Source organism: Streptomyces sp. NPDC057280, from assembly GCF_042668605.1.
Lineage (GTDB): Bacteria > Actinomycetota > Actinomycetes > Streptomycetales > Streptomycetaceae > Streptomyces.
Map to the genome: position 1 here is coordinate 2,043,507 of NZ_JBHUYR010000001.1, position 26,158 is coordinate 2,069,664.

Annotated in this window: 21 protein-coding genes; 10 read left to right on the forward strand and 11 right to left on the reverse strand. The window is 71.8% G+C overall.

The window, feature by feature from the left end; translation table 11 throughout:
- Positions 1-4 precede the first annotated feature (4 nt).
- Positions 5-1,345 carry a ferric reductase-like transmembrane domain-containing protein gene (locus ACFUO4_RS09265; protein ID WP_383481625.1) on the reverse strand — a complete coding sequence of 447 codons (1,341 nt, stop codon included), beginning with the start codon at positions 1,343-1,345 and terminating at the stop codon, positions 5-7.
- A 174-nt stretch (positions 1,346-1,519) separates the two neighbouring features.
- Here ACFUO4_RS09265 and ACFUO4_RS09270 point away from each other — a divergent pair, with 174 nt between their 5' ends.
- The 3 genes from ACFUO4_RS09270 (at position 1,520) to ACFUO4_RS09280 (ending at position 4,316) form a co-directional block, all read left to right on the forward strand.
- Positions 1,520-2,188, forward strand: a complete 669-nt coding sequence (locus tag ACFUO4_RS09270; RefSeq protein WP_329344016.1) for a response regulator transcription factor — start codon at positions 1,520-1,522, stop codon at positions 2,186-2,188.
- Positions 2,185-3,660, forward strand: coding sequence for a sensor histidine kinase (locus ACFUO4_RS09275; RefSeq protein ID WP_383481628.1), 1,476 nt, complete (start codon positions 2,185-2,187; stop codon positions 3,658-3,660). Before ACFUO4_RS09270 ends, ACFUO4_RS09275 begins: the two co-directional genes overlap by 4 nt.
- 101 nt (positions 3,661-3,761) lie before the next feature.
- Complete coding sequence (locus tag ACFUO4_RS09280; RefSeq protein WP_079311490.1) at positions 3,762-4,316, forward strand: DinB family protein; 555 nt, start codon at positions 3,762-3,764, stop codon at positions 4,314-4,316.
- On the opposite strand, the gene ACFUO4_RS09285 is transcribed toward ACFUO4_RS09280, so the two are convergent.
- The 4 genes from ACFUO4_RS09285 to ACFUO4_RS09300 form a co-directional block, all read right to left on the reverse strand.
- Complete coding sequence (locus ACFUO4_RS09285) at positions 4,295-5,383, reverse strand: LacI family DNA-binding transcriptional regulator (protein ID WP_383481631.1); 1,089 nt, start codon at positions 5,381-5,383, stop codon at positions 4,295-4,297. The two genes, ACFUO4_RS09280 and ACFUO4_RS09285, sit on opposite strands and share 22 nt — an antisense overlap.
- A gap of 113 nt (positions 5,384-5,496) precedes the next feature.
- Positions 5,497-7,779 (reverse strand): beta-galactosidase, encoded by a 2,283-nt coding sequence (locus ACFUO4_RS09290; protein WP_383481633.1) that lies wholly within the window; start codon positions 7,777-7,779, stop codon positions 5,497-5,499.
- The gene (locus ACFUO4_RS09295; RefSeq protein WP_383481637.1) at positions 7,779-9,542 is read right to left on the reverse strand and encodes a beta-galactosidase family protein; all 1,764 of its coding nucleotides are present in this window, start codon (positions 9,540-9,542) and stop codon (positions 7,779-7,781) included. Before ACFUO4_RS09295 ends, ACFUO4_RS09290 begins: the two co-directional genes overlap by 1 nt.
- 43 nt (positions 9,543-9,585) lie before the next feature.
- Entirely contained in the window at positions 9,586-10,803 is a 1,218-nt protein-coding gene (locus ACFUO4_RS09300) for an MFS transporter (protein ID WP_383481640.1), read from the reverse strand.
- 402 nt (positions 10,804-11,205) lie between these two features.
- Here ACFUO4_RS09300 and ACFUO4_RS09305 point away from each other — a divergent pair, with 402 nt between their 5' ends.
- Positions 11,206-11,820: an RraA family protein gene (locus tag ACFUO4_RS09305; protein WP_383481643.1), complete on the forward strand. Its 615-nt coding sequence runs from the start codon at positions 11,206-11,208 to the stop codon at positions 11,818-11,820.
- 19 nt (positions 11,821-11,839) lie between these two features.
- On the opposite strand, the gene ACFUO4_RS09310 is transcribed toward ACFUO4_RS09305, so the two are convergent.
- On the reverse strand, positions 11,840-13,084 hold the full coding sequence (locus ACFUO4_RS09310; protein WP_383481646.1) for a nitrate/nitrite transporter: 1,245 nt from the start codon (positions 13,082-13,084) through the stop codon (positions 11,840-11,842).
- A 175-nt stretch (positions 13,085-13,259) separates the two neighbouring features.
- On the opposite strand from ACFUO4_RS09310, the gene ACFUO4_RS09315 reads away from it, so the two are divergent.
- Positions 13,260-14,837: an alpha/beta fold hydrolase gene (locus ACFUO4_RS09315; protein ID WP_383481649.1), complete on the forward strand. Its 1,578-nt coding sequence runs from the start codon at positions 13,260-13,262 to the stop codon at positions 14,835-14,837.
- A gap of 24 nt (positions 14,838-14,861) precedes the next feature.
- Here ACFUO4_RS09315 and ACFUO4_RS09320 read toward each other — a convergent pair whose 3' ends face one another.
- The 5 genes from ACFUO4_RS09320 to ACFUO4_RS09340 all read right to left on the reverse strand — a co-directional run bounded on the left by ACFUO4_RS09320 (position 14,862) and on the right by ACFUO4_RS09340 (position 20,079).
- Positions 14,862-16,217, reverse strand: a complete 1,356-nt coding sequence (locus ACFUO4_RS09320) for an FAD-dependent oxidoreductase (RefSeq protein ID WP_383482383.1) — start codon at positions 16,215-16,217, stop codon at positions 14,862-14,864.
- A gap of 448 nt (positions 16,218-16,665) precedes the next feature.
- A complete protein-coding gene (msrB, locus tag ACFUO4_RS09325) occupies positions 16,666-17,073 on the reverse strand; it encodes a peptide-methionine (R)-S-oxide reductase MsrB (protein ID WP_079311494.1) in 408 nt (135 codons plus the stop codon).
- A gap of 13 nt (positions 17,074-17,086) precedes the next feature.
- Positions 17,087-18,475 (reverse strand): UDP-N-acetylmuramate--L-alanine ligase, encoded by a 1,389-nt coding sequence (gene murC, locus ACFUO4_RS09330; protein ID WP_079311495.1) that lies wholly within the window; start codon positions 18,473-18,475, stop codon positions 17,087-17,089.
- Positions 18,476-18,584: 109 nt separating this feature from the next.
- Positions 18,585-19,058: an indole-3-glycerol phosphate synthase gene (locus ACFUO4_RS09335; RefSeq protein ID WP_383481654.1), complete on the reverse strand. Its 474-nt coding sequence runs from the start codon at positions 19,056-19,058 to the stop codon at positions 18,585-18,587.
- Positions 19,059-19,191: 133 nt separating this feature from the next.
- Positions 19,192-20,079, reverse strand: coding sequence for a pyrimidine reductase family protein (locus ACFUO4_RS09340; RefSeq protein WP_383481657.1), 888 nt, complete (start codon positions 20,077-20,079; stop codon positions 19,192-19,194).
- A gap of 37 nt (positions 20,080-20,116) precedes the next feature.
- On the opposite strand from ACFUO4_RS09340, the gene zapE reads away from it, so the two are divergent.
- The 5 genes from zapE to ACFUO4_RS09365 all read left to right on the forward strand — a co-directional run bounded on the left by zapE (position 20,117) and on the right by ACFUO4_RS09365 (position 26,157).
- Positions 20,117-21,241, forward strand: coding sequence for a cell division protein ZapE (gene zapE, locus ACFUO4_RS09345; protein ID WP_383481660.1), 1,125 nt, complete (start codon positions 20,117-20,119; stop codon positions 21,239-21,241).
- A gap of 492 nt (positions 21,242-21,733) precedes the next feature.
- Positions 21,734-22,312: a carbonic anhydrase gene (locus ACFUO4_RS09350; RefSeq protein WP_059195600.1), complete on the forward strand. Its 579-nt coding sequence runs from the start codon at positions 21,734-21,736 to the stop codon at positions 22,310-22,312.
- 5 nt (positions 22,313-22,317) lie between these two features.
- Positions 22,318-23,775, forward strand: a complete 1,458-nt coding sequence (locus tag ACFUO4_RS09355; protein ID WP_383481665.1) for a SulP family inorganic anion transporter — start codon at positions 22,318-22,320, stop codon at positions 23,773-23,775.
- Between the two features lie 134 nt (positions 23,776-23,909).
- Positions 23,910-24,698 (forward strand): slipin family protein, encoded by a 789-nt coding sequence (locus ACFUO4_RS09360; protein WP_079311500.1) that lies wholly within the window; start codon positions 23,910-23,912, stop codon positions 24,696-24,698.
- A gap of 91 nt (positions 24,699-24,789) precedes the next feature.
- On the forward strand, positions 24,790-26,157 hold the full coding sequence (locus ACFUO4_RS09365; RefSeq protein WP_383481668.1) for a PhoX family protein: 1,368 nt from the start codon (positions 24,790-24,792) through the stop codon (positions 26,155-26,157).
- Position 26,158 lies beyond the last annotated feature (1 nt).

Below are 26,158 nucleotides of genomic sequence, written 5' to 3' on the forward strand. Positions count from 1 at the left end.
TTCCTCATCCCGCCAGGCTGAAGCGCTCGAAGTGGGTCTGCGCCCTGGGCACGTCCAGCTCGCGCAGGCTGGCCAGCACCGCGTTCATCATCGGCGGCGGCCCGCACAGGAAGACGTCCCGGTCGGCGATGTCCGGCACCATGCGCAGCAGCTCGGCGGGGGCCAGCTTGTCGGGCTGGACCGGGCCGGTCACCAGGTGCAGGACGGCGCCCTTGGCGGCCGCCAGCTCGCGCAGCTCGTCGTAGAGGACGGCGTCGCGGTCGGTGGCGACGCGGTAGATGACGACCGCGTGGCCGTGGAGCTCCTCGAGGAGGGCGCGGATGGGGGTGACGCCGACGCCGCCGGCGATCAGGACCGACTCCGTGCGGGTTCGGTGCAGCGCGGTGAAGGCACCGTAGGGGCCCTCGGCGAAGACGCGGGTGCCGGGCTTGACGTGCCGCAGGGCGGCGCTGCCGGCGCCGGCGGCCTTCGCGGTCAGGCGCAGCGTGCGGCCGTCGGGGGCCGCCGACAGGGAGAACGGGTTCGCCTGCCACCAGCGGTCCTTGGTGAGGAACCGCCACAGGAAGAACTGGCCGGCGCGGGCGGGCAGCTTGTCCAGGTCGCGGCCGGTGATGTAGATCGAGACGACGTTGTCGGACTCGGGGACGACCGCCTCGACGCGGAACTGGTGGCGCAGGTTCCGCCACAGCGGCAGCACCGCGCGGCCCAGCACCACCGCGCCGAGGGCGACGGTCCAGACTCCGTACCAGTACGTCCTGGCGACGGACGACGAGGTGAACGTCGTACCGGCCGCGATCTGGTGGGTGATGGCGAGCACCACGGCGACGTACGTGTAGAAGTGGATGAAGTGCCAGGTCTCGTAGGCCAGCCGGCGCCGGGCCCAGCGGCCCGAGACGGCGCCGACGACGATGATGATCCCCAGCGCGACGATCGCGCGGAGCACGCCCTCGGTGGTCTCGGCGAGGTCGACGACCGTGCCGATGGGGCCGACGTCGGTGCCCTCGGCGTAGCCGAAGGCGATGAAGACGGCGTGCGCGAGGAGCGTCCAGAGGATGCCGAAGCCGGTCCAGCGGTGCCAGGAGGTCAGCCGGTCCATGCCGATGCGGCGGTCGAGCCAGGGCAGCCGGGCCACCAGCAGCAGCTGGAAGGCCATGAGGAGGGCGCCGTAGAGGCCGAAGAGGCGGCCCAGTACGACGAGCGCGTTGGAGGCGAAGCCGGCCTGGGCGAAGAAGACGGCCACGGCGACCACGTTCGCGGCGAGTACGGCGTACAGGCCCGTGCGGGCCACCACCTTGGGCCGTATCGCCGTGGGGGGCGCGCTGGGCGGTTTGACGGTCGTCGTCACGGAACGGAGCTCCTTGATCGGGGCCTGGGACTCGAGCTTCGCCCGGGCGACCTGTCGAAAAGCTGTCGTACAACTTTCAAGGTCTTATCGATGTGGTCCAGGGGAGGATACGGCTCTGGTCTGCGGGGCCGCGTGCCGCACTATGAACGGGTGGAAAAAGTACGACTCCTCGTCGTGGACGACGACCCGCCGATCGCCGACCTCGTGGCGACGGTCGCCCGCTACGAGGGCTGGGAGGCGGTCACCGCGAACTCCGGTGAGGAGGCGCTGAGCCGTGCCGCCGAGTTCCACCCGGACATCGTGGTGCTCGACCTGATGCTGCCCGACCTCGACGGCTTCGGGGTCCTGGACCGGCTGCGGCGCTCGGGGACGATGGTGCCGGTGGTGTTCCTCACCGCCCGGGACGCCGTCGCCGACCGGGTGGCGGGGCTGACCCGGGGCGGCGACGACTACCTGGTCAAGCCGTTCGCGGTCGAGGAGCTGATGGCCCGGCTGCGGACGGTCCTGCGGCGGGCCGCGGGCCCCGGCTTCCAGCGCTCGGTGCTCCGGGTCGCCGACCTCACGATGGACGAGGACACCCGCGAGGTGCGGCGCGGCGGCAAACTGCTCACGCTCACCCCGACCGAGTACGAGGTGCTGCGCTACCTCATGCGCAAGTCGCCGACCGTGCTGACCAAGGCGCAGATCCTCGACCATGTGTGGGAGTACGGCTTCGGGGGCCGCTCGAACGTCGTCGAGCTGGTCGTCAGCCGGCTGCGCCGCAAGCTCGACGAGACTGGTGACGATCCGCTGATCCAGACCGTACGGGGCTTCGGGTACGTCATCCGGCAGGCCGCGGAGTGATCGGGCGGCTGCGCTCGGCGTACCGGCGGATGCGGCTCGGCACCCGGCTCGCGCTGGGGCTCGGCGCGCTGGCCCTGGTGGTGTTCGGCGTCGTGGGCACGGCGCTGACGACGTACATGCGCGACTACCTCTCGGCCCAGCTCAACGATCAGCTGTCGATCGCGCAGGTCGCCCAGTCCAAGAGCATCGCGGAGTCCGGCGGCCTGGCGGACAAGAAGTACTGGCGCTGGTACTACGCGGTGTACGACGTGCGGAACGGCACCCCGGTGCTGCGCACGCCGGAGGACCCCACCGACCTGCCGAAGGACGTCGCCGAGTTCACGGCGGTCGCCGAGGCCAAGACCGCCGCCGACACGGACATCACGCGCACCGAGCATCTGGCGGGCGCCGGTGAGTACCGGCTGCGTGCCTGCGAGGTCGAGCCGGGCGTGATCCTGGTCAGCGCGGCGCCCATGGACGACATCGACGACACCGTCGGGCAGCTGATCACGGTCCAGGTCGTCGCGTTCGGCCTGGCCCTGCTGGCGCTGGTGCTGTTCGGCCGGAAGGTGCTGCGGCGCGGGCTGAAACCGCTGAGCGACATGGCGTCCACCGCACACGGCATCGCCTCGCACGACCTGACCGAGTCGGCGGCCCGGCTGCCGCTGCGCGCCGACCGCAAGGGCGGCGGCCCGGAGGTCGAGGAGCTGCGGACCGCGTTCAACTCGATGCTGGAGCACATCGACCGCTCCCTCGCGGTGCGTTCGGAGGCCGAGCAGCGGCTGCGCCGGTTCGTCGCGGACGCCTCCCACGAGCTGCGGACGCCGCTGATGTCGGTACGGGGCTACGCGGACCTCTTCCAGTACGCCGCCGCCAACGCCCCCGGGGAACGGGACAAGCACCTGGCCCGGCTCCGGGCCGAGGCGGCCCGCATGGGCGTGCTCCTCGACGACCTGCTGCTGCTCGCCCGCCTGGACGCGGCGGAGGTGGAGACTCCGCTGCGGCCGGCGGACACGGATCTGGTGACGCTGGTCCAGGAGGCGGCGGACGCGTTCCGCGCGGCGCACCCGGACCGGCCGCTGACGCCGGCGGACGGCCCGGCGTCGGTGGCGGTGCGGGTCGACCCGCACCGCATCCGTCAGGTGCTGGACAACCTCCTCACCAACGCGGCGGTGCACACCCCGGCCGGGACGCCGGTGTGCGTGACGGTGTCGGCCGGCTCCGGGCGGGCGCGGGTCGAGGTCATGGACTCGGGCCCGGGCATTCCGCCCGCCGACCGGGAGCGGGTCTTCGACCGCTTCTACCGCGTCGACAAGGCCCGCAGCCGGGACCGCGGCGGCAGCGGCCTCGGTCTCGCCGTGGCCCGCTCCCTGGTGCGGGCGCACGGCGGCACGGTGGAGGTGGCCAGTGAACCGGGCAGGACCGTCTTCACGGTGACGCTTCCGCTCGGGCCGGCGACAGCTCCGGTGGACGACGGCCCGGGGCGATCTTGAGATCACCCGCGGTCCACGCCCCGAAGGGCTGCCGATACCTTGATCCTCCACCTGCGGTGACAGCCCCGTGCTGCCCGCGGCGACCGAGCGCTGGAGGGGACATGCCTGACACGACCGTGACCGACCCCGTCACACGGGACCTGCTCGCGGCCTTCGAGAACGTGCGGTTCCGGCTGTTCGAGCGGATGAAGGGCCTGACCGACGCGGAGTACCTCTGGGAGCCGGTGCCCGACTGCGTCAGCATCCGCCCCGGCGACGACGGCGTCTTCCGCGTCGCCGAGCTCATCCCGCAATCGGGCCCGGAGGAGCCGGACCCCGTCACGACGATCGCCTGGCGCATCTGGCACATCGGCAGCCTCTGCCTGCGCGGCTATGTGACCTACTTCTTCGAGGACGCCCCCGAGTACGGCGACCGCGACGCGTGGCCGGGCACCGCGGAAGAAGGCGTCGCGGCGCTCGCCGAGGACTGGGAGCACTTCATCTCCCGGATCGCGGCCCTCGGCGACAAGCGCCTGCTGGAGCCGATCGGCATCGGCCCCGGTGGCTGGGCCGACGAGACCTATCTGAAGCTCGCGCTGCACGCTTTCAAGGAGGTCACCCATCACGGCGGCGAGATCGGCCTGCTGCGCGACCTCTATCTGCGCGAAGGCGTCTGATCCGGCGCTCCGGAACTGCGGCGCACGACCAGCTCGACGGGAATCATCGGCCCGCCCCCCGTCTCGGCGGCCTCGGCGCGCCCGTCGATCCGGTCCAGCAGCAGTCGCAGCAGCCGGGTGCCGATCTCCGCGAAGTCGGTCCGCACGGTGGTCAGCGGGGGCAGGAAGTGGGCGGCCTCGGGGATGTCGTCGTACCCGACGACGCTGATGTCGTCGGGGATGCGGCGGCCCGCCTCGTGGAGGGCGTGGAGCAGCCCGAGGGCCATCTGGTCGTTGGAGGCGAACACGGCGGTGACGTCCGTACGGCGGGCCAGTTCCCGGCCCAGTGCGTAACCGGACTCTGCGCTCCAGTCGCCGACGAGCGGCGGATGGATCTCGGCACCGGCCGCCTTCAGCGTGTCCTGCCAGCTGGCCACCCGCTGGTCGGCGGAGGTCCAGCCGGCCGGCCCCGCGATGTGCCACACGGTGGCGTGCCCGAGCTTCAGCAGATGCTCGGTGGCCTGGTGGGCGCCGCCCCGGGAGTCGGCGGTGGCGAGCGGGGTGCCGCCCCTGACCTCGTTCTCCATGACCACCAGCGGGGTACCGAGCCGGGTTTCGGCCAGCGCCTGCCCCACCCGGTGCTGCGGGGCGAGGGCGATCACCCCGTCCGCGCCCTCGGTGGACAGCCGCTGCACCGCCTCGGCGACGGTGGCGTGGTCGGCCGTGTCGTCGAGCGCGATGGAGCTGAGCAGGTAACCGGCCTTCTGTGCGGCGGTGTTGATGGCGGTGAGGATGCTGGCGGGCCCGTAGCGGGCCGCGTCGAAGGAGATCACCCCGACCATCCGGGTCCGCCCACTGGCGAGCGACCGGGCACTGGCGCTGGGCCGGTACCCGAGCACCCGCATGGCGTCCCGCACCGCCTGCCGGGTTTCCTCCCGCACGGCAGGATGATCATTGAGCACCCGGGAAACGGTCTGCTTGGACACCCCCGCCATCCGCGCCACGTCATCCATGACGGGCCGGGCCCCCGCGAAGTTACGACGACTACGGCCCTTGGGGGCGGGAGAGTCCGCGGGGGGAGGGCTCATCGACGTACTTCCTCTGGAGGGTGCCTGGGCCCCTTCAGCATACGGCTGCGCAACGCCGCCAAAGGGGCGCGGGGAACTGCGCGACCAGCCACAACGAACCCGCACCCAACAACTCACCGCACACGCCAACGGCGAATAGTCACAAGCTCCACCCGCTCGATGACAGCCGAACTCCGACTCCCCTCCGCCACATACACATCCCCTTCAACTCCCGGCAGAATCCGCACCCGCAGCTCCCCCACCGGCACCCGATCCAGCCCGATGTCCCACACCCGCCCCGAAAAGAACTGATCGGCAACAAGGACGCCCCCCACATACGCCCGCCCCACATCCCCGGCCCAGTGAATCCGCAACAAGGTCCCGCCAGGCAAGTCATCCGGCAGCGATACGACGTACTCAGCAGCCACCGTTTCGAACCACTTGTCCTCAGGCACACTCGCCCGACCCATGACACCCGTCACCGGCTCGGGCGCAACACCGGCGGCCCGGACAAGACGGACGGCGGCCTCCCCGACCGCCCGCCCCTCTCCCAGCTCGAACCGCATGAACACCCCGTCCCGCAACACGGCGTACGACGGCCGCTCGACGGCACTGTGCACCCGCATCTCTTCCCGGTCGAAGACGACCCCGCCGTCCGCCAGCACCAACCGCTCGGCTCCCCACAGCACACCCCGATAGGCGGTACGAGCCGTAGCCGCGTCCAGCACGAGCAGCCCCACCCGCTCGCCTCCCTCGCACTCCACCTCGACGAGCGCATCGGTCCCGGCCCGCAGCCCCGTGACCAGCACCCACCCGTCCACGTGGGACACCTCCCCTGACGGGGCGGCGACGGAAGCCGCACCGCTCAGGGCGAGTTCAGGATCGATGCCCTCGACCGCGGCCAGAACCAGCACCACCCGCTCCCCGTCCCGCACCGTGCACACCGGCTGAGCGGTAGCCCACTCCACCCGCACCCCACCCACGTCCAGCCGCAACGGCCAGCAGAACGAGGCGCCCGACGGCACCGTCACCGGCACCGACGGGAAGCTCAACTCCCCGCCCGAGAAGCCGACGCTGAACGACGTCCCCGGGTGATCCGGCAACGGCTCGTGCGGCTGGTGGTTGTTGACGAACAGGAACCCCGCCGTACCGTCCCCGCGCACCGCCCACCGCAACGTCTCCCGGTCGTCCTGCCCCCACGGCCGCTCCGCCGGCAGCACGGACTCCATCGGCGCGATCAGATGGCCGAAGTCGGCCAACATCAGGTGCTGGAGGCGGAGTTCGTCGTAGGCCGCCCGGTACTGCCCGTACTCGCCGAGCGGTGCCTGGAAGTCGTACGTCAGCACGGGCAGGTCGTTCGGATACCCCGTGGCGTGCGATTCCTGGAGGGTCGTCCGCTCCCCCACCGGGTTCGTGCCGCCGTGGAACATGTAGTACCCCTGCCACACCGACCCGCACCCGATCTTGGTGAGCCCGAGCGCCGCGATGTCGGCGGCGGCCACGCGCGGGCGCCGGTGGTAGGAGACCGCCATGCCGCCGCCCAACTCACAGGTGGCCCAGGGGAATCGGTCGGCGAGGGCGTCCGGGGCGCTGCCCCGGACGGCGGTCAGCGGGCGCAGGTCCGCGCCGATGCCCTCGTCGTCGCGGTGGTGGGTGAAGAAGAAGTGCTTGCGGCAGGTGTCGGGCCAGCCGCCGTCGGCCTCGGTCCAGAAGGTCTCGGGGTAGCCGCCGTAGAGGGGCATCAGTTCGTCGGGCGGGAGCCGGACTCCGCCCCAGGCGGTGGACGTCCACAGCGGGGCGTTGAGCCCGGCCTCCTGGGCCATGCGCTTGAGGGTGAGGAGGTGGCCGGGCCGGTCGTAGAGCTCGTTCTCGATCTGGATCGCGATGATCGGGCCACCGTGGGCGCGGTCGAGGCCGTCGAGCTGTTCTGCGATCGCCGCGTACCAGGGTCGCACCGCGTCCAGGTAGGCCGGGTCGTCGGTGCGTGGCACGCAGTCGCGGGCCAGGACCCAGTCGGGCAGTCCGCCGTTGCGGACCTCGGCGTGCACCCAGGGGCCGATCCGCGGGATGAAGTCCAGGCCGTGGCGAGCGCAGAGCCCGGCGAAGCGGCGCAGGTCGCGGTCGCCGTCGAAGCGGATGCGGCCCTCTACCTCCTCGTGGTGGATCCAGATGACGTAGCTCGCGACGGCCGTCACTCCGCCCGCCTTCATCTTCAGCAGTTCCTCCTCCCACTCGGCGGCCGGGTAACGGGAGTAGTGGAACTCGCCGGACACCGGGAACCAGGGGCGGCCGCCGCGGGTGAGGCAGCGGCTGGTGACCTCGATCGGGTCGGGCACGCCGGGCGCGTCGGCGAAGGGCAGATGGCCGGTGAGCGGGGGTGCGGACGCCTCGGGGACGTGTAGGTGGTGGTGGACCATCAGGGGTTCACCGGTCCGAGGTCCGGGGTGTCGGTCAGCCGGGCGCGGGTGTCGGTGGTGGCGTGCAGTTCGAGCAGGATCAGCTCGTTGCCGCCGACGCGCAGGACCGGGCCGGGGACGTACAGGGTGTGCTGGGGGCCGCGGTTCCAGTAGCGGCCGAGGTGGAAGCCGTTGATCCAGGCCTGGCCCTTGGTCCAGCCGGGCAGCGCGAGGAAGGTGTCCGCGGGTTCGGTGACCTCGAAGGCGCCCCGGTGGAAGGCCGGTTCGAAGGCGGTGGCCGCGACGGAGGGGGCGAACGGCACGGCGGTGAGGTCGTCGAGGGCCAGCGGGTGGCAGTCCCAGCCGTGCACGCCGGTGCCGTTGAAGGTGACGGGGCCGAGCAGGCCCTTGGGGGTGCCGATGCGGGGGCCGTAGTTGACGCCGCCCATGTTCTCGACGAGTACGTCCAGCGTGGCACCGGCGCGGGGCACATGGACGGGCAGGGTCTCGTCGTGGCGTTCGCGTTCGAGGACGCCGACGGGGGCGCCGTCGAGGAACACCTGGGCGCGGTCGCCGACGCCGCCCGCGAAATGCAGCAGACCCTGGCCCGCCGTCGGGAGGACGGCCCGGTAGAGGGCGTAGCCGGAGGCCAGGCCGAGTTCGTCCATCATCGCCGGGTTCTCGGTGCGCAGGGGTGCGGCGAGGGTGGCGGCGTGCGGGAGCAGCGGGGCACGGTGGTCCAACTCGACGGTGAGGGGGGCGAGTTTGGGGGCGGGCGCCGGGACCGGCTCGTCCGGGACGGGGACGTGGCGGGCGATGACCTCGCGGAAGGCGTGGTACTTGGGTCCGGGGTCGCCGGACTCGGTGAGCGGGGCGTCGTAGTCGTAGGAGGTGACGGTGGGCTCGTAGGTGTGGTGGTGGTTGGCGCCGTTGTGGAAGCCGAAGTTGGTGCCGCCGTGGAACATGTAGATGTTGACGGAGGCGCCCGCGGACAGCAGCCGGTCGAGGTCGGCGGCGGCGTCGGCGGCACTGCGGGTGTGGTGCGGGCCGCCCCAGTGGTCGAACCAGCCCACCCAGAACTCCGCGCACATCAGCGGGCCTTCGGGCCGGTGGGTGCGCAGCTCGGCGAGGGCGGCGTCGACCTTGCCGCCGAAGGTGCCGGTGGTGAGGACGCCGGGCAGGCTGCCGGCGGTGAGGTGTTCCTGGTCGACCTGGTCGCAGGTGAAGAGGAGTTCCTCGACGCCCCTGCTCCGGAAGCCCTGTTCGAGGTGCTTGAGGTAGGCGGTGTCGTTGCCGTAGGCGCCGTACTCGTTCTCCACCTGGACGGCGATGACGGCGCCGCCGCGTGCCGCCATGTGCGGGAGCAGCGGGGGCAGCAGCAGGTCGAGGTAGCGGTCGATGGCGGCGGTGAAGCGGGGGTCGGAGCTGCGCAGCGCGATGTCCGGGTCGGAGGTGAGCCAGCCGGGCAGGCCGCCGCCGTCCCACTCGGCGCAGATGAACGGGCCCGGCCGGAGCAGGACATGGAGGCCCTCCTGGCGGGCGAGGTCCAGATAGCGGGGCAGGTCGAGGATGCCGTCGAGGACCAACTCACCGTCGGGATCGGGCTGATGGGCGTTCCAGGGGACGTACGTCTCGACGGTGTTGAGGCCCATCAGTCGGGCCTTGCGCAGCCGGTCGGCCCACTGGTCGGGGTGGACGCGGAAGTAGTGCATGGCGCCGGAGACGATGCGGAACGGCTCGCCGTGCAGCAGGAATCCGTCGGACGTGGTGGTGAGCGCGGACATGCGGGGCTCCCCTTCAGTGCGCGTGAAATCAGTGCGAGTGGGATCAGTGCGAGTCGAATCCGTGCGAGTCGAATCCGTGCGAGTCGAATCCGTGCGAGTCGGATCGGGTACTGCGGATGAGCCAGAGCGTCGCGGCCAGGCACAGCGCCGCGACGCCCCCGAGGAGCAGCGGTACGGCCTCGACGCCGGACCACTCGATGGCCTTGCCGAGCGCCGGTCCGGCCACCACGCCGCCGGCCATCGAGGCGGCGATGACCAGGGCTCCGGCGCGTCGGGCACGGGGGGCGGCCCGGTGCAGCCAGGGCAGGCCGGTGGGGAAGATCGGCGCGATGAAGAGGCCGACGCCGGCATAGGCGTAGGGCGCCACGTCGCTGAGGGACGCGAGCATCAGACAGATCGTCATGCCGGTGCAGGAGACGGCGATGATGGCCTGGGGCGAGTGTCTGAGGGCGATCGGGGCGACCAGGAACCGGCCCACCGTCATCATCAGCCAGTAGACGGAGGTGGCGGTCGCGGCGGTCCCGGCGCCGTAGCCGACGGTCTCCAGATGCGTGGGCTCCCAGCCGCCGACGCCCGCCTCGATGCCGACGTGCAGGACGTAGAGGGCGACGAAGACGCCGAGTACGGAGGCGAGGCTGCGGCCGAGGACGCCACCGGCGTCGTAGGCGCCCTCGGACGGCTGCGGGGCCCGGTCCCGCACGCCCTTCAGACACAGCAGCAACGGCAGGTTGGCCAGCGCGAACACGAGGAACACCGTCGGGTAGTTCCCGGCGCCGGCCGCGCCGATGACAGCCGGGCCGAGGATCGCGCCGACGCCGAAGTGGGCGTTGAGGATGTTCAGCATCGCGGTGGAGCGGTGGCCGAAGCCGACGGCGAACAGCTGGTTGAGGCCGTAGTCGATACCGCCGAAGCCGAGCCCGGCCAGCAGGGCGGCGGCGAGAGCGAGGGGCCACTGCGGGGCGAGCGCGAAACCCGCCGCGCCCACGGCCATGAGCAGATACGAGGCCCCGAGGATGCGCCGGTTGCCGACGACCCCGAACCACCGGTCGAACAGCAGCACCCCACCCACCCCGCCGACGAAGTGCGCGCTCAGCCCCAGCCCGGCGGCCGACGGGGACAGCCCGAACTCCTCGCGGAGGGCGGGGATCGCCGGGCCGTAAAGGGCCTGGAGCACGCCGATCAGCACGAAGCCGACACAGGAGGCGACGACGGCGGCCGGGCTGAACACCGGAGCTTCGACTACACGGGTCTCTCGCAGCACGCCAAGAAATGTTACCGGTAACATTCGGACCGTCAAGGTTGCCGACGACTTCACCGTTGCACCCGGTGGTCGTGTCGGGGACGGGCCTCCTCGACCGGATGGGTATGGATTGTTTGGCACATCACGCTGTGTCACGACGGCTCTGCTCCGGCGACTCGTCCCCGGTGGTTCGGCCCTCGCACACCCGGCCGTCACGGGGCCGGGGCACCTTTCGCTCGTCCCCGGCTCCGCCCGCTCCACCCCGCTCCCCTCCCCGCCTCCCCTCCGCCCGTCTCCCGCGGGTGCAGCGCACAGTGCTGTAGGCGATGTCTTTGCCCCGCCGATCTTGAGGAACTGGGCGGTGCCCCGGTCCAATGGGGCCGGGCCTGACCGACCTGGACCGACGACGGGACGACAACCGCCATGGACACCGCATTCAAGGACGTTCCCCCGACCACCCTCGCCGACCTGCTGGGCCGGGAGCAGGTGATGGACATCGGCATCCGCCCGCTGTGGGACGCACCCCGTATCGCCGGACCCGCGTACACCGTGCGGTGTCTGCCCGGGGACAACCTGATGCTGCACGCCGCGATTCATCGCGCCGACCCCGGCTCGGTGATCGTCGTGGAGTCCGGCGACCTCGACTACGCGCTGGCGGGCGGCAACGTGTGTGCCGTGGCCCGGCGGCGGGGCGTGGCCGGCTTCGTGCTGGACGGCCTCGTCCGCGACCTCGGCGAGGTCCGCGAGGCCGGCTTCCCGGTCTTCGCGCGCGGTGTCATCCCCATTCCCGGCACCAAGGACAAGGGCGGCGCGCTCGGTGAGCCGGCCAGGGTCGGCGGGGTGCTGACCCATCCGGGTGACATCGTGGTCGCCGACGAGGAGGGCGTCGTCGTCACCCCGGCGGCCCGCCAGGAGGAGATCCTCGCGGCGGCGCGGGCGAAGCTCGCGAAGGAGGCCGCGGAGTCGCTGGACGCCTGGGAGGAGAACCACCGGGCGCGGATCGACAAGGCCCTGAGGGAGCTGGGGTACGACGGCTGACCGGGCGCCGCCGGTGCCGTCAGCCGGCCTGCTCCTTCTCCCGCCCGGCGTCCCGCATCCGCCCGTACGCGTACACGCACCCCGCCAGGGCCAGGTCGGACAGCAGCATGAAGCCGATGGAGTAGGAGTCCTTGGCGCTGTAGACGGCGCCCATGACGAGCGGCGGCACGAATCCGCCGAGGCCGCCGACCGCGCCGACGATGCCGGTCACGCTGCCGACCTGGGGTTGCGGGGTGACGCGGGCGACGAGGGCGAACACGGCGCCGCTGGTCGCGCCCAGGGCGGCGGCCATCACCAGCAGGCAGACGGTGGCGGTCGGCACCAGCGTCGGGTCGAAGGCCTGGACGACGGCGAGGAGGGCCACCGCGCCGAGGGCGGCCGAGGTGACCACGGCCGGGTGGACGCGGTCCGACAGCCATCCGCCGATGGGCCGGAACACCACGGCGACCAGGGCGAACCCGGCGGCCCGGGTGCCCGCGTCGGTGGCGTCGAGGCCGTACCAGGTCTTCAGGTAGGTCGGCAGGTAGACGCCGAAGGCGACGATGCCGCCGAATCCGATCGCGTACAGCGCGGACAGCTCCCAGGTCACCCGGAGCCGGCCGGCCCGGCCGAGGCGGGTGGTGAGCGGGGTGCTGGGGACGGGCCGTCCGGGCCGGTCGTCGATGAAGACATAGGCGAGGACGGCGTACACGGCGAGCGCGACGGCGAGCACGAGGAACGGCAGGTTCTCGCTGTGCTTGTACATCCGGGGTGTGAAGTACCCGGACAGGGCGACACCGCCCATGCCCATGCCGAAGATGCCGAGGGCCGCGCCCCGCTGCTTCGGCGGGAACCAGGAGTTGACCAGCGGAACCCCGATGGCGAAGGTGGTGCCGCCGAGGCCGAGCACGAAGCCCACCAGCACGAGCGACACATAGGACGTGTGGGTGGGGATGAGCAGCAGCACCGGCACGATCGTCAGAGCGCTGACCAGCGGGAACATCAGTCGGGCGCCGTAGCGGTCGGTGAGCGCGCCGACCGGCACCCGGCCCAGTGAGCCGACCAGCACGGGGACGGCGACCAGCACGGACTGGGCGAAGGACGTCATGTGCAGGTCGTCGTCGAACTGGCCGGCCAGCGGCGCGATCAGGTTCCACGCCCAGAAGGTGAGGGTGAACCCGACGGTGGACACCACCAGATTCCGCCAGGCCGCGGCGGAGGGCCGCTCATCGCCGCCTGCATCGGGGGCCACCCGGTCCGCACCGGCCGTCGACACACTGACCATGCCTCCCATGAGGTCACGGGGGTGTCCGGCCGGCAACTCGAAGTCCACGGCCGTCGCCCGCGGCGCCTCTCCGCATCCCCTCCCCCACCGCCCGGATGACAGACGAATGTGACCTGCGCCACTCTGAAGGCAGGACTGTCCATGGACGGGACGGATGGACGAACGGGGGAACACCATGGCCGACGCACCCGCGCCCGCGCAGACCGGGCGGCTGATCGTCTACGTCCGGAGTCTCACCGAGAAGCCCGGCGCCGCCGACGAGTTGTTCGCCCGGCTGCGGAGTGAGCCCGGGCACGCCGACGACGAGGTGCTCCGGCCGCTGACGCGCGGCTCGCTCGCGGCCCTCGCGGATACGCTCCATCAGCGCATCGGCGCCTACTGGACGGAGGCCGGCCGGCCGCCCGAGATCGTGCTCGTCGGCCACAGCGCGGGCGGCGTGCTGCTGCGCTACGCCTATCTCCGCGGACGCGGCCGACTGGGCGGCCGGGCAGCGCCGTGGACCGGCCACGTGACCCGCATCGTGCTGCTGGCCGCCCCCAACCGGGGCGTCGAACCGGCCAGGCTGCGCCGCCCCGTACGCCTCGCCACGGTCCTCGCGGCCGGTGTCGCCCGCCGGTTCGCGTCGCTCGAACTGCTCGCCGGCGCCCCCTTCATGACCGACCTGCGGCTCGAGTGGATACGGCTCTTCCGTGAACTCGGCCACCAGGCACCCCTGGTGGTGCAGGTGCGTGGGCTGGCGGACCCGCTCATCGAACCCGAGGACAGCCGGGACGTGGAGGGCGGCGTGACGGGCGCGGAGCTGTACATCCCGCGCGCGGGCCACCAGGACATCGTGCGGATCAGCGGCGTACCGGAGGACAGGCCCGGGGAACGCTACGGCATCCTGCGCCGGGCGATCGTCGGCGACGTCGAGATCACCGACCCGAGCCCGCTGCCCGCGGAGGAGCGGGACATCGAACGCGTGGTGTTCCTCCTGCACGGCATCCGGGCCGGCATCGGCACCTGGGTGACCGACCTCGGCGACGCACTCCAGAACGGCGGCCGACCCGACGGAACCCTGTTGGTACGGGCCTCCTACGGCTGGCTGTCGGCGTTCAACTTCGCCTTCCCGGTCAGCCGGCGCCGGACCCTGCGCTGGTTCCAGGACCAGTACAGCTACCAGGCCGCCCGGCATCCCGAAGCGAAGATCCATTTCGTGGGGCACAGCAACGGCACGTACATGTTCGGGCAGTCCCTCTCCCAGGTGCGCTCGCTGCGCTTCGACCGGGTCTACCTCGCCGGCAGTGTGCTGCCCCGTGACTTCGCCTGGCGCGACTTCGCCGACCGGCAGCAGGTCGGCACGCTGGTCAACGCCTGCGGGGCGGCGGACAAGCCGGTGGGCTGGCTGTGCAGCGGACTGCGCGGGCTCGGCATGCGGGACATCGGCGTCGGCGGGTTCTGCGGTTTCGACGTCACCCCGTCCGGCACCGTGCAGTTCCTGAACCTCGCCGGCGGCCACGGCGCCGGACTGACCGGCGAACGCCTCCCGGACGTCGTCCGCTACATCCGCGAGGGCACGCCGCCGAGGCCGCCGGTCAAGGCCCCGTCCGGCCTGTTCACCCAGATCTCCCGGCTGGCCCCGGCCCTGGCCTGGCTGCTCGCCCTCGCCCTCCTCGCCATGGTGGCCTGGACGGCCTTCGCCTTCAGTGTCGTCAAGCTCATCGCCCTGCTGGGCGGGGCGGCGCTGGTGTACGGCGTCCTCAAGGCGGTGTGACCGAACCGCTGCCGGCCCCCGGCGCTACCGAGCTTCCGCCGCCTCCGGCCGCTCCGGAGGCTGCGTCGGTGTCGGCGCGGGTGCACCGAAGAGCACCGCCCTGGCCACGGCCGGCGCGAACAGCGCGGTGACCGGCGCGGAGAGGTGGAGCACCGCGCGGAAGGCGTCCCCGACGACCACGTCACCGGGCGAGCGCTCCTGGACCCGGCGCAGATACCAGCCGGTGACACGGTCCGTGGACCGGCCGTCGAGCGCGTTGCCGACCGCGCCCGGCATCTTGCGGTCCGCCCCGGCGGAGATGTCCCAGGCCGACCGGGACGCCCCGAGCAGCGCCCGCTGCACGCGCCGCGTCGTGGGCCTCCGGCGCCGGTCGGCCAGCGCGTCCCGCAGGGCCACCGCGCTCATCGCGGCGACGGCCATGCCCTGCCCGTAGATCGGATTGAAGGCGCACAGCGCGTCGCCGGTGGCGAGGAACCCGGCGGGAGGGCCGGGCCGGTCGTAGCGGCGCCGGACATTCGCGGTGCGCCGGTAGCCGAACGCCGGGGAGAGCGGTTCGGCGTCCGCCATCCAGCGATCCAGGAGCGGATGGCCGAGCCGCTTGGTGTACGTCACGAACTCGTCGTCGCCCGTGGGCGGTTCGTCGCCGCGCAGCCCCGAGACGATCACCAGATGGGTGCCGTCCTCCAGCGGCAGCGCACCGCCGCCGTGGACCTGTTCGGTGCCCGGATAGACGTAGTAGCCGACGGTGTCGCCGTCGAGGACGCCCGCCTTGCCGCGGTAGACGCGGGAGGCGTAGGCGAGCCCGGTGTCGATGGTCTCCTCGTGCGGGGGCACCGCGCCGATCCCGGCGAGCCACTGCGCGGCCTTGGTGCCGCCGCCGGAGGCGTCGACGACGAGGTCGGCGTCCAGGACCCGGGGTGCGGCGCGGCTGTCGTCGGAGCGGTCCCGCACGAGAACCCCCCGCACCCGGGACGCGTCACCGGTCAGCCCGACGACGTCGGCGCCCTCCTCGACCCTGATCGCCGGATTGGCGAGAACCCGCCGTCGCACGAGCCCTTCGAGCTGCGCGCGGGAGCCGGTGTAGATGTACGTCGACGTCGGCACCCGGCGGAACCAGCGGCCGTTCTGCCACAGCACCATGTCCGTCGGCATGCCCACCCGGGGCGCGCCCGCCTCCCGCAGCTGCGCGATCAAGCCCGGCAGCAGCGACTCCATGGCGGTCTGGCCGCCCTGCAGCAGCACATGCGGATGCCGCCCCTGCGGGACGCCGGGCCGTGCCCCACCGTCGTCCGGGAACCGGTCGCGCTCGACGACGGTGACCCGATCGGCGTGACCGGCCAGCACGTGCGCCGCGAGGAGTCCCGCGAGACTGCCACCCACGACCACCGCATGCCGGCCGCCCCAACGGCCCGTCTCTCCGGCAGAATTCACCGCTGAGCTCCCCTGGTCGCCCATGCCTGGAAGACCCGAGTATCCCGTCCCGCACGACGGACCGACCGAGTTCCGGTCAGCCGGGGCGGCCGCCGTCCGGGCGGCGAGACCCCTCCCAGCCGCCCGGGCAAGGGAGACGCTCGACTAGGGTGCGCCGCATGCCCGCCCCTCCCCAGTGCCCCGCATGTGGCCGCCCCCTGAAGGACCGCGGCCTCGTCCTCACCCTCCGTGAGGACGACGGCAGGCGAACCTGCCGGGCCCTGTGGAAATGCCCCACCGGACACATCTGGTGGCAGTGGTCCGACCGCGCGGACGCCCCCTTGGAAACCTGCCCCGTACCGAGCCTGTTCCGCTGACCCCGGCCCCGCGCGTCAGAGCGTCCGCGACGGCCCGAGGATCAGCCCTCGTCCGGCGTCAACCGCAGCGAGATGCTGTTGATGCAGTACCGCTGGTCCGTCGGCGTCGCATACCCCTCGCCCTCGAACACGTGCCCGAGGTGCGACCCGCACCGCGCGCACCGCACCTCCGTCCGCACCATCCCGTGCGACCGGTCCTCGATCAGCTCGACCGCGTCGGTGTCCTTCGGGTCGTAGAAGGAGGGCCACCCGCAGTGGGACTCGAACTTCGTGGTGGAGGTGAAGAGCTCGGCGCCGCAGGCGCGGCAGGAGTAGACGCCCTTCGTCTTGGTGTCGGTGTACTCACCCGTGAACGCGGGCTCCGTGCCGGCCTGGCGCAGCACGGCGTACTCGGCCGGGGTCAGCTCCGCCCGCCACTGCTCCTCCGGCTTTTCGACGTCGTACGACATGAAGCTCAGCCCCTCACTTCGACAGGCGGTCCAGGATCTGCGGGCCCAGGTCCGTCACGTCACCCGCGCCCATGGTGAGAACCAGATCGCCCGGCTTCGCCATTCCCGCCACGACCGCGGGGACCTCCGCCTTGTCGTGGACCGCCGTCACGTCCGCGCCCGCCACCCGCGCCGCCTCGATGATCAGCTCGCTGGTGATGCCGGGGATCGGGTCCTCGCGGGCCGGGTAGATGTCGAGGACCAGGGAGGCGTCCGCGAGGGACAGGGACTGGCCCATCTCCTTGCCGAGCTCCTGGGTGCGGGAGAAGAGGTGGGGCTGGAAGACCACCAGGATGCGCGCGTCACCGGCGGCGGCCCGCATCGCCTCCAGGTCGGCCGTCATCTCGGTCGGGTGGTGGGCGTAGGAGTCGATGACCTGGACCCCGGCCACCTCGCCCTTCAGCTGCAGGCGCCGCTTCACGCCCGTGTACGCCGCGAGCGCGGGCGCCAGCTCGTCCGCCGGGATGCCGAGGGCCACGCCCGCCGCGAGGGCCGCGACCGCGTTGTGCGCGTAGTGGCGGCCGGGGACCGAGACCGTGAACACCAGCTCCGTGCCGTCCAGGACGACCGTGACCTCACTCTTCAGGCCCTGCGCGACGACCGACAGGACCCGCACGTCGGCGTCCTCCGCCTCTCCGTACGTCACCGTCCGCACCGAACCTGCCAGGCGCCGGGTCAGCTCGCGCGCGCCCTCGTGGTCGGCGTTGATCACCAGCGTGCCGCCGGGGACGATCTTTCCGGCGAAGGTCTCGAAGGACTCGTAGATCTCGTCCATCGACGCGTAGTTGGCGTGGTGGTCCAGCTCGACGTTGAGGACGATGGCGACCTCGGGCGCGTACTTGTGGAAGCTGCGGTCCGATTCGTCCGCCTCGGCGACGAAGATCTCGCCCTCGCCGTGCAGCGCGTTGGAGCCGGGGGCGTCGAGGTCGCCGCCGATGGCGTACGACGGGTTCAGGCCGAGCTCGGTCAGGGACACGGCCAGCATCGACGTCGTGGTCGTCTTGCCGTGGGTGCCCGCGACCGCGATCGGGCGCAGGCCCTCCATCAGCGCCGCGAGGGCGTCGGAGCGGTGCACCACCGGGATGCCCAGCTCCGCGGCGCGGGCCAGCTCGGGGTTGTCCCGGCGGATCGCCGACGACACGACGACACAGCTCGCGTCATCGGCGAGGTGCTCCGCCGCGTGTCCGATGTGCACGCTCGCGCCCAGCGCGCGCAGCGCCTCGGCGGTCGCGGACTCCTTGGCGTCGCTGCCCGCGACCTTCGCCCCGCGCTGCGCGAGGATCTTCGCGATCCCCGACATCCCGGCGCCGCCGATGCCGATGAAGTGCGGTCGGTCCATGGCGGTGGGAAGGCCGGGTGCCATGCGTGTCTCCCTGTGCATGTGAAATAAGGCTGGGTGCATCTGAAACAAGGCTGGGCCAAGCCTAAGCCGAGCCGCCGACAGCGACGGACCCGCCGCCCGTCGGCCGGACCTACGCCTTGCTGTGCGAGAACAGCTTCAGCACCGGCACCCCCACCTTGTGCCGGGCCCGCGAGGCCCAGTCACGGTGGAAGAACTCCTCCACGTAGTGCGGATCGGTCAGCACGATCACCTCGTCCGCGCCGATCTCCTCCACCAGCGACTTCAGCGCGTCCAGCGGGTGGTCCTCGATCAGCCGACCCTCCGCCTCGCTCCCGGAGCCCCGCAGTGCCTGCAGGGACACCTCCAGCGCCCGCTCCCCGAAGTCCTTCGCGGCCTCGCCCTCGGGGACCTCCCGCTCGCGCGCCGCCTCGTCCAGTTCGCCCAGCGCCACGTCGTCGATGGCCCTGAGCAGCCGGTCGGCCTGGTCGCCGCGCGGCTGGAGGAGCACATGGAACGCGACCTGCTCGTCCCCGTGCAACGTCGTGACGAACTCCACGTCGGCGGACGTCAGGGCCTTCTCGATCATCAAAACGCTTGTGAACACCGCGCGCCCCTTCTGCGGAAACCATCCTGCCCCGTGATCTCACGGGGACTGCGAGATTCAGTGTGCCCGTCGGAAGCTAAACGGAACGGTTGATTCCGCCGTTTTCGGGACCGGCGGTACCACTGATCGAATTTCAAGTGCGCTGGTAGCGGCTGAAGAGAAACCCCTCCCCCTCCAAGAGGGACACCAGTGCGAACCGTTGCGGAACCGCGACAGAAGGCCCCCCGGCGATCCGCTGGGCGTCCCCCGCGGTGAGCATCGGGGCGACGGTCAGACACAGCTCGTCCAGCACCCCGGCGGCCACGAACTGCCCGAGAAGACGGGGCCCGCCCTCGGTGAGCAGCCGGCTGAAGCCGAGGTCGGCGAGCGCCTGCACGGCCCGCACGGGCTCCACGCCGACCCCGTCACCGGCGACGACCACCCGGGCGCCGGCCTTCTCCGCCGTGGCGACCCGGTCGGGAGCGGCGGCCGCGCCGGTCAGGATCAGGGTGGGGACCAGGGGGGAGGTGAAAAGCGGAAGGGAGAAGTCGAGGTCGAGGCTCGCGCTGACGATCGCGATCGCCGGCGCCGGTCCCTGCCCGGCCGCCTCCCGGGCCGCCGTGAACTCCGCACGCGCGCGTGCCGGGCGGTACCCCTCCTGGCGTACCGTTTCCGCGCCGACGACGACCACGTCCGCCAGCCCCCGCAGCGTGCCGAAGATCCGCATGTCGGCGGCGGTGGAGATGGGCTGCGACTTCCCGTCGTGCTGGGCCGCCCCGTCGAGCGTGGAGACCATGTTGGCCCGCAGCCAGGGAACCGTGGCGCCGGCGGGGTCCGTGACCGACTCGGGATAGGCGTAGGCGGCGGACAGCTCCGCAAGGCTCCACTCCCGGTCGATCAGGCCGACCCCCGGGACCTCAGAGGTACCGAGAGCCCCTACAGCCCCAGAAGCCTCCCCCGCACCCCCCGCCCCCTCATCCCCGGCCCCACCGCCGGAGGCCGTCGTCGCTGTCTGGTCGGTCACAGGGAACAGGCGTCGCATGTCGTGCAGTGTGGCACGACGCCTACCATGGGGAACCGTGTCGTCCTCCTCCGCCGCCTCCGGGATCAGCCCGATAGCAGACGCGGCCCCCGTGTCCTTGTGCGCCCGCGAGCCGCACGTCCCCGCCGACCGCCTGGTCGCCGAGATGGTGCCGCCGCCGCGCTTCGACTCGGTCCGCTTCAGCACGTACATCCCGGACCCGAACCAGCCCAGCCAGTTCGAGGCCGTCAAGGTCCTCGAAGGCTTCGCGGGCGGCCTCGGCGGGGCGCACGCCGTCACCGGCGGCAAACGCGGCTTCTTCGGGTTCGGCAAGGGCAAGGACAAGCCGAGGACCAAGGGGACCAAGGGGGCCGCCGGCCCGCGCGGCGTCTACCTCGACGGCGGCTACGGCGTCGGCAAGACCCACCTGCTCGCCTCCCTCTGGCACGCCACCCCGGCCGAGCCCTCCCTCAAGGCCTTCGGCACGTTCGTCGAGCTGACCAACCTCGTGGGCGCCCTCGGCTTCCAGCAGACGGTCCAGACGCTCTCGAACCACCGCCTGCTGTGCATCGACGAGTTCGAGCTCGACGACCCGGGCGACACCGTCCTCGTCTCCAGCCTCCTGGGCAAGCTCGTCGACGCGGGCGTCGCGCTCGCCGCCACCTCCAACACCCTCCCGGGCAAGCTCGGCGAGGGCCGCTTCGCGGCGGTCGACTTCCTGCGCGAGATCCAGGGGCTGAGCGCCCACTTCCGCACCCTGCGCATCGACGGCGAGGACTACCGCCACCGCGGCCTGCCCGAGGCGCCGGCGCCGTACTCGGACGAACAGGTGACGAAGACGGCGTACGCCACCGCGGGCGCCTCGCTCGACGACTTCCCGCAGCTGCTGGAGCACCTCGCCCGCGTCCACCCCAGCCGCTACGGTGCGTTGACCGATGGCCTGAACGCGGTCTGCCTCACGGATGTGCGGCCGGTTCCGGACCAGTCGACCGCCCTGCGGCTCGTGGTCCTCGCGGACCGGCTCTACGACCGCGAAGTCCCGGTCCTGGCCTCCGGTTTGCCGTTCGACCAGCTGTTCAGCGAGGACATGCTGAAGGGCGGGTACCGCAAGAAGTACTTCCGGGCGATCTCCCGGCTCACCGCGCTGGCCCGGGACGGCAAGCGGCTCGTCGAGACCGCTTAACCCGGCACAACCGCCCAGGTCAAGGACCAGTTCACGCCACGCCACCCGCGCTTTTCAGGCTCTCTTCAGCTCGAAACGTTAAGTTAACCCTGCAAACGACTTTGCCGGGCTAACGTGTTTCTTGACCAGCCGTTGACCATCGCTTGGTCTCCACGTAAGCCGTGAACTGCCGGGAGGAGGGGCGCATGCTTCGAGGTACGACGGCACCGACCGTGCTCGCGCCTCGCCCCGCCGCCCCGCTCACCCCTCGGACGTTCACTCTCACGGATGTGTTCGCAACCGCGCACACCGTCCGTGATGTTCAACCCAAAGCTCACTCCAGAGCTCAGCACCCGGCTCGCCCCGTTTCCCAGCGGGTTCTCAGAGCCCGGGCAGCCCGTTCCCGGCGGCTCTTCAGGTCTTCCGCCGCCGCGATCACGGAACCGGCTGCCTGACCCCCCACTGTCATGTACGTCCGACGCGCCGCCGTGGCGCGCCAGGAGGAGTCACCGCATGCAGCCCCTCATCGACAACGCCCGCCTGTTCGGACAGCGCCCTGAGGAGTTCGCCAAGCTCGCCGAAGGCCAATCCCCCCAGGTTCTGTTCATCACCTGCTCCGACTCACGGGTCGTCCCGGCCCTGATCACGGGCGCCCGCCCCGGCGAGCTCTTCGAGCTGCGCACCGCGGGCAACATCGTCCCCCCGTACGTCTCCGAGCACCCCACCAGTGAGGCGGCCACGATCGAGTACGCCGTCGAGGTCCTCGGCGTGAGCGACATCGTGGTCTGCGGCCACTCGCACTGCGGCGCCGTCGGCGCCCTGGTGCGCGGCGACGACCTCGACGCCGTACCCGCCGTACGGGACTGGCTCGCCCGCGCCGAGCCACGCCCGGCCGGAGCGGCCGAGGACCCCGAGGTCGCCGACGGAGTGCAGAGCCACGTCCTGGCCCAGGTCCTGCGCCTGCGCTCCTACCCCTTCATCGACAAGAAGCTGTCGGCCGGTCAACTCACCCTGCGGGCCTGGTACTACGAGGTCCACACCGGAGCCGTGCGCGAACACCGCGCGGACACCGACGCGTTCGAGGCGCTGTGATCGGCATGATGACCAAATACCCTCATCTGCGGCAGGACTTCGCCGCCTCCCTGGTCGTCTTCCTGGTCGCGCTGCCGCTGTGCGTCGGCGTGGCCGTCGCCTCCGGTGTCCCGGCCGAACTGGGCCTGGTCACCGGCATCGTGGGCGGCATCGTCGCCGGCTGCATGCGCGGCAGCAGCCTCCAGGTCTCCGGACCCGCCGCCGGACTGACGGTGCTGGTCTTCGAGGCGGTGCGGGAGTTCGGGCTGCCCGTCCTCGGGGTCATCGTCCTGGCCACCGGCCTGCTCCAGATGCTCATGGGCACCCTGAAGCTGGGCCGCTGGTTCCGGGCCATCTCGGTCTCCGTCGTCGAGGGCATGCTGGCCGGAATCGGCCTCGTGCTGATCGCCGGGCAGTTGTACGCGATGGCCGGCACCGAGGCCCCCGCCTCGGGCCTGGGCAAGATAGCCGGGCTGCCCGGCGCGCTCGTCGACGCCTTCGGCGACAGCGGGGCGCTGGCCTCGCTCGGACTCGGCGCCGGCACCATCGCCGTGCTGGTGCTGTGGAAGCGGATGCCGGCGGCGGTGCGTACCGTGCCCGGCCCGCTCGCCGCGGTCGGCCTGGCCACGCTCGCCGCGCTGGTGTTCTCGATGCCGGTGGCGACCGTCGAGGTGCAGGGGCTGCTGGGTTCCGTACAGCCGCCGTCCGCGTCGGCCTTCGGGGAGCTCGCGAGCGTCGGCGTGCTCGCCACGATCGTCGCGTTCACGCTGATCGCGTCCGCCGAGTCGCTGTTCTGCGCGGCGGCGGTGGACCGGCTGCACGACGGGCCGCGCACCGAGTACGACAAGGAACTCGTCGCGCAGGGCGCGGGCAACGCGCTCTGCGGTGTGCTCGGCGCGCTGCCGATGACCGCGGTGATCGTGCGCAGCGCGGCCAACGTGCAGGCGGGCGCGCGGACCAGGGCGTCCCGGGTCATGCACGGCGTATGGCTGCTGCTGTTCGCGGCGTTGCTGCCGGGCGTCCTCGCCTACATCCCGATCCCGGCCCTCGCGGGCATCCTGGTCTACTCCGGCGCCAAGCTGATCCCGGTCCGGGAGGTCGTCTCGCTGTGGCGCGAGCATCGCGGCGAGGCGCTGATTCTCATGGTCACGGCCGTGTCGATCGTCGCGGTCAGCATGTTCGAGGGCGTGCTCATCGGTCTCGCGCTGGCGGTCGCCAAGACCGCCTGGGAGGCCTCGCACCTCAAGCTGGAGGTCGTCGACAAGGGTGCCGGCCCCGTCCAGGCGTACCTCTCGGGCAACGCGACCTTCCTGCGGCTGCCGAAGATCCTGGACAGCCTGGAGTCGCTGCCCCAGGACCGCCCGGTGGAGCTGGACCTCTCCGGCCTGCACCACCTCGACCACGCCTGCCGCACGGCCCTGGAGAACTGGGCCGAACGCCACAGCGCGGTCGGGACGGAGCCGGTGAAGGTGACGGCCGCGTAGCCCCCCGCTGATCGCCGCGTAGTACCCCGACCGGTCCCCCGACCGGTCCCCCGCCCGGTGCCTGGCCCCCTGCCAGGCACCGGGCATATCGTTGCAGGAGCGGACAGAACAGGCCTCTCACCGAGGGGGTCGTCATGCTCCAGGAGCTGCTCACCGTGGCCGTGGCCGCCGGTTCCGCCGGGGTGATCTACGTCGCCGCCGGGGCGCGGGTCGTCAAGCAGTACGAGCGCGGGGTGGTCTTCCGGCTCGGCCGGCTGCTGCACGACGTACGGGAGCCGGGGTTCACCATGGTGGTCCCGTTGGTGGACCGGATGCACAAGGTCAACCTGCAGATCGTCACGCTGCCGGTCCCCGCCCAGGAGGGCATCACCCGGGACAACGTGACGGTGCGCGTGGACGCGGTCGTCTACTTCCGGGTGGTCGACGCGGCGAGCGCGCTCGTGAAGGTCGAGGACTACAAGTTCGCGGTCTCCCAGATGGCGCAGACCTCGCTGCGGTCCATCATCGGCAAGAGCGAGCTGGACGACCTGCTGTCCAACCGCGAGAAGCTCAACGAGGGCCTGGAACTGATGATCGACAGCCCGGCCGTGGGCTGGGGCGTGCAGGTCGACCGCGTCGAGATCAAGGACGTGTCGCTGCCCGAGACCATGAAGCGCTCCATGGCCCGCCAGGCCGAGGCCGACCGGGAGCGCCGCGCCCGCATCATCAACGCCGACGCCGAACTCCAGGCGTCGAAGAAGCTCGCCGAGGCCGCGAAGGAGATGTCCGAGCAGCCCGCCGCACTCCAGCTGCGGCTGCTCCAGACGGTCGTGGCGGTCGCCGCCGAGAAGAACTCCACGCTGGTGCTGCCCTTCCCGGTGGAACTGCTGCGCTTCCTGGAGAAGGCCCAGGAGCACCCGGCCGACCGAGGCCTCGACCGGTGACACGTGCTACGCGCGTGGTTCCCGTGACCCGGCGCAGGTGATAGACACAGCGGCGTCACATCCTGTCCGCCAGCAGGAAGGTTGCTGCTCCATGTCCGCAACGCGACGTCAGGTCCTCGCCCGCTCCGGCGCCTTGGGGGTGGGGATCGCCTTCACCGGCGCCCTCTCCGAGCTCTTCACCGGCACCGCCGCCGCACAGCACCTGGGCCACACGGGTTACGGCCCGCTCGTCCCCGACCCGAACGGCCTGCTCGATCTGCCGGAAGGTTTCCGCTACCAGGTCCTCTCCCGCGAGGGCGACCAGCTCCGCTCCGGCGAGGGCCAGGTCCCCTCCAACCATGACGGCATGTCGGCCTTCGCGGGCAGACACGGCCGCACCCACCTGGTCCGCAACCACGAGAACCGCGTCACGGGCAAGGTCCCGGTCCCGACGATCGACGGCCTCACCTACGACCCGATGGGCAAGGGCGGCTGTACGGCGCTGACCCTGGACGCCCGCAACAACGTCCTGTCGGAGCGCGTCGCCATCGCCGGCACGGCCGTCAACTGCGCGGGCGGGCCCACTCCTTGGGGCACCTGGCTGACCTGTGAGGAGACCGAGGACAAGGCCGGCACCAACGGCTACACCAAGGACCACGGCTTCATCTTCGAGGTGGACGGGGCGGACCCGCGCCGCTCGGGCGCGGTGCCCCTGACGGCGATGGGGCGCTTCCAGCACGAGGCGATCGCCGTCGACCCGAAGCGCGGCATCGTCTACGAGACGGAGGACGCGTTCCTCAAGCCGTTCGGCCTGTTCTACCGCTTCCTGCCCGACAAGCCGCTCGGCGGCCTCGGTTCGCTGCGCGCGGGCGGCCGGCTCCAGGCGATGCGCGTGCCCGGCGTACCCGACCTGTCCTCCATCCAGGAGACGGGTGCGTGCTTCGAGGGCATCGAGTGGGTCGACGTACCGGACCCGCTCGCCGCGCAGACGCCCGTCCGTCTCCAGGACTTCGGCCCGAAGGGCATCACGCACGCACAGAAGCTGGAGGGCTGCTACTGGGGCGGGAGCTGCGTCTACTTCGTCTCCTCCTTCGCCCGCAGCGCGGACGGCTCGGCCGCCGACCACTACGGGCAGATCTGGCGGTACGACCCCGCCGCCCGCCACCTCACCCTGGTGATCGTGTTCGGCCCGGACACCGACGTGCAGTTGCCCGGCGAGTCCCCCGACAACATCTGCCTGGCCCCCAGCGGCGGCCTCATGGTCTGCGAGGACGGCAACGGGGCACAGCACGTGTTCGGGGTGACCCGGCGGGGCGAGGTCTACGCGATGGCCCGCAACGCGCAGAACATCGGCACGGCGGAGGAGCCCGAATGGGGTGAGTTCGCGGGGGTCACGTTCTCGCCGGACGGCCGGACCATGTTCGTCAACTGCTATACGCCGGGGACCACGTTCGCCGTGACGGGGCCCTGGCGGAGGTAGG

Bases quoted from the DNA above. Each gene is read 5' to 3' on its own strand.
- msrB (WP_079311494.1), bottom strand. From the start codon at position 17,073: ATGTCGTACGACGTCGAAAAGCCGGAGGAGCAGTGGCGGGCGGAGCTG.
- ACFUO4_RS09290 (WP_383481633.1), bottom strand. From the start codon at position 7,779: ATGGTCCACCACCACCTACACGTCCCCGAGGCGTCCGCACCCCCGCTC.
- ACFUO4_RS09280 (WP_079311490.1), top strand. From the start codon at position 3,762: ATGCCTGACACGACCGTGACCGACCCCGTCACACGGGACCTGCTCGCG.
- ACFUO4_RS09285 (WP_383481631.1), bottom strand. From the start codon at position 5,383: ATGAGCCCTCCCCCCGCGGACTCTCCCGCCCCCAAGGGCCGTAGTCGT.
- ACFUO4_RS09315 (WP_383481649.1), top strand. From the start codon at position 13,260: ATGGCCGACGCACCCGCGCCCGCGCAGACCGGGCGGCTGATCGTCTAC.
- murC (WP_079311495.1), bottom strand. From the start codon at position 18,475: ATGGCACCCGGCCTTCCCACCGCCATGGACCGACCGCACTTCATCGGC.
- ACFUO4_RS09360 (WP_079311500.1), top strand. From the start codon at position 23,910: ATGCTCCAGGAGCTGCTCACCGTGGCCGTGGCCGCCGGTTCCGCCGGG.
- ACFUO4_RS09305 (WP_383481643.1), top strand. From the start codon at position 11,206: ATGGACACCGCATTCAAGGACGTTCCCCCGACCACCCTCGCCGACCTG.
- ACFUO4_RS09365 (WP_383481668.1), top strand. From the start codon at position 24,790: ATGTCCGCAACGCGACGTCAGGTCCTCGCCCGCTCCGGCGCCTTGGGG.
- ACFUO4_RS09310 (WP_383481646.1), bottom strand. From the start codon at position 13,084: ATGGTCAGTGTGTCGACGGCCGGTGCGGACCGGGTGGCCCCCGATGCA.
- ACFUO4_RS09340 (WP_383481657.1), bottom strand. From the start codon at position 20,079: ATGCGACGCCTGTTCCCTGTGACCGACCAGACAGCGACGACGGCCTCC.
- ACFUO4_RS09350 (WP_059195600.1), top strand. From the start codon at position 21,734: ATGCAGCCCCTCATCGACAACGCCCGCCTGTTCGGACAGCGCCCTGAG.
- ACFUO4_RS09295 (WP_383481637.1), bottom strand. From the start codon at position 9,542: ATGTCCGCGCTCACCACCACGTCCGACGGATTCCTGCTGCACGGCGAG.
- ACFUO4_RS09355 (WP_383481665.1), top strand. From the start codon at position 22,318: ATGATGACCAAATACCCTCATCTGCGGCAGGACTTCGCCGCCTCCCTG.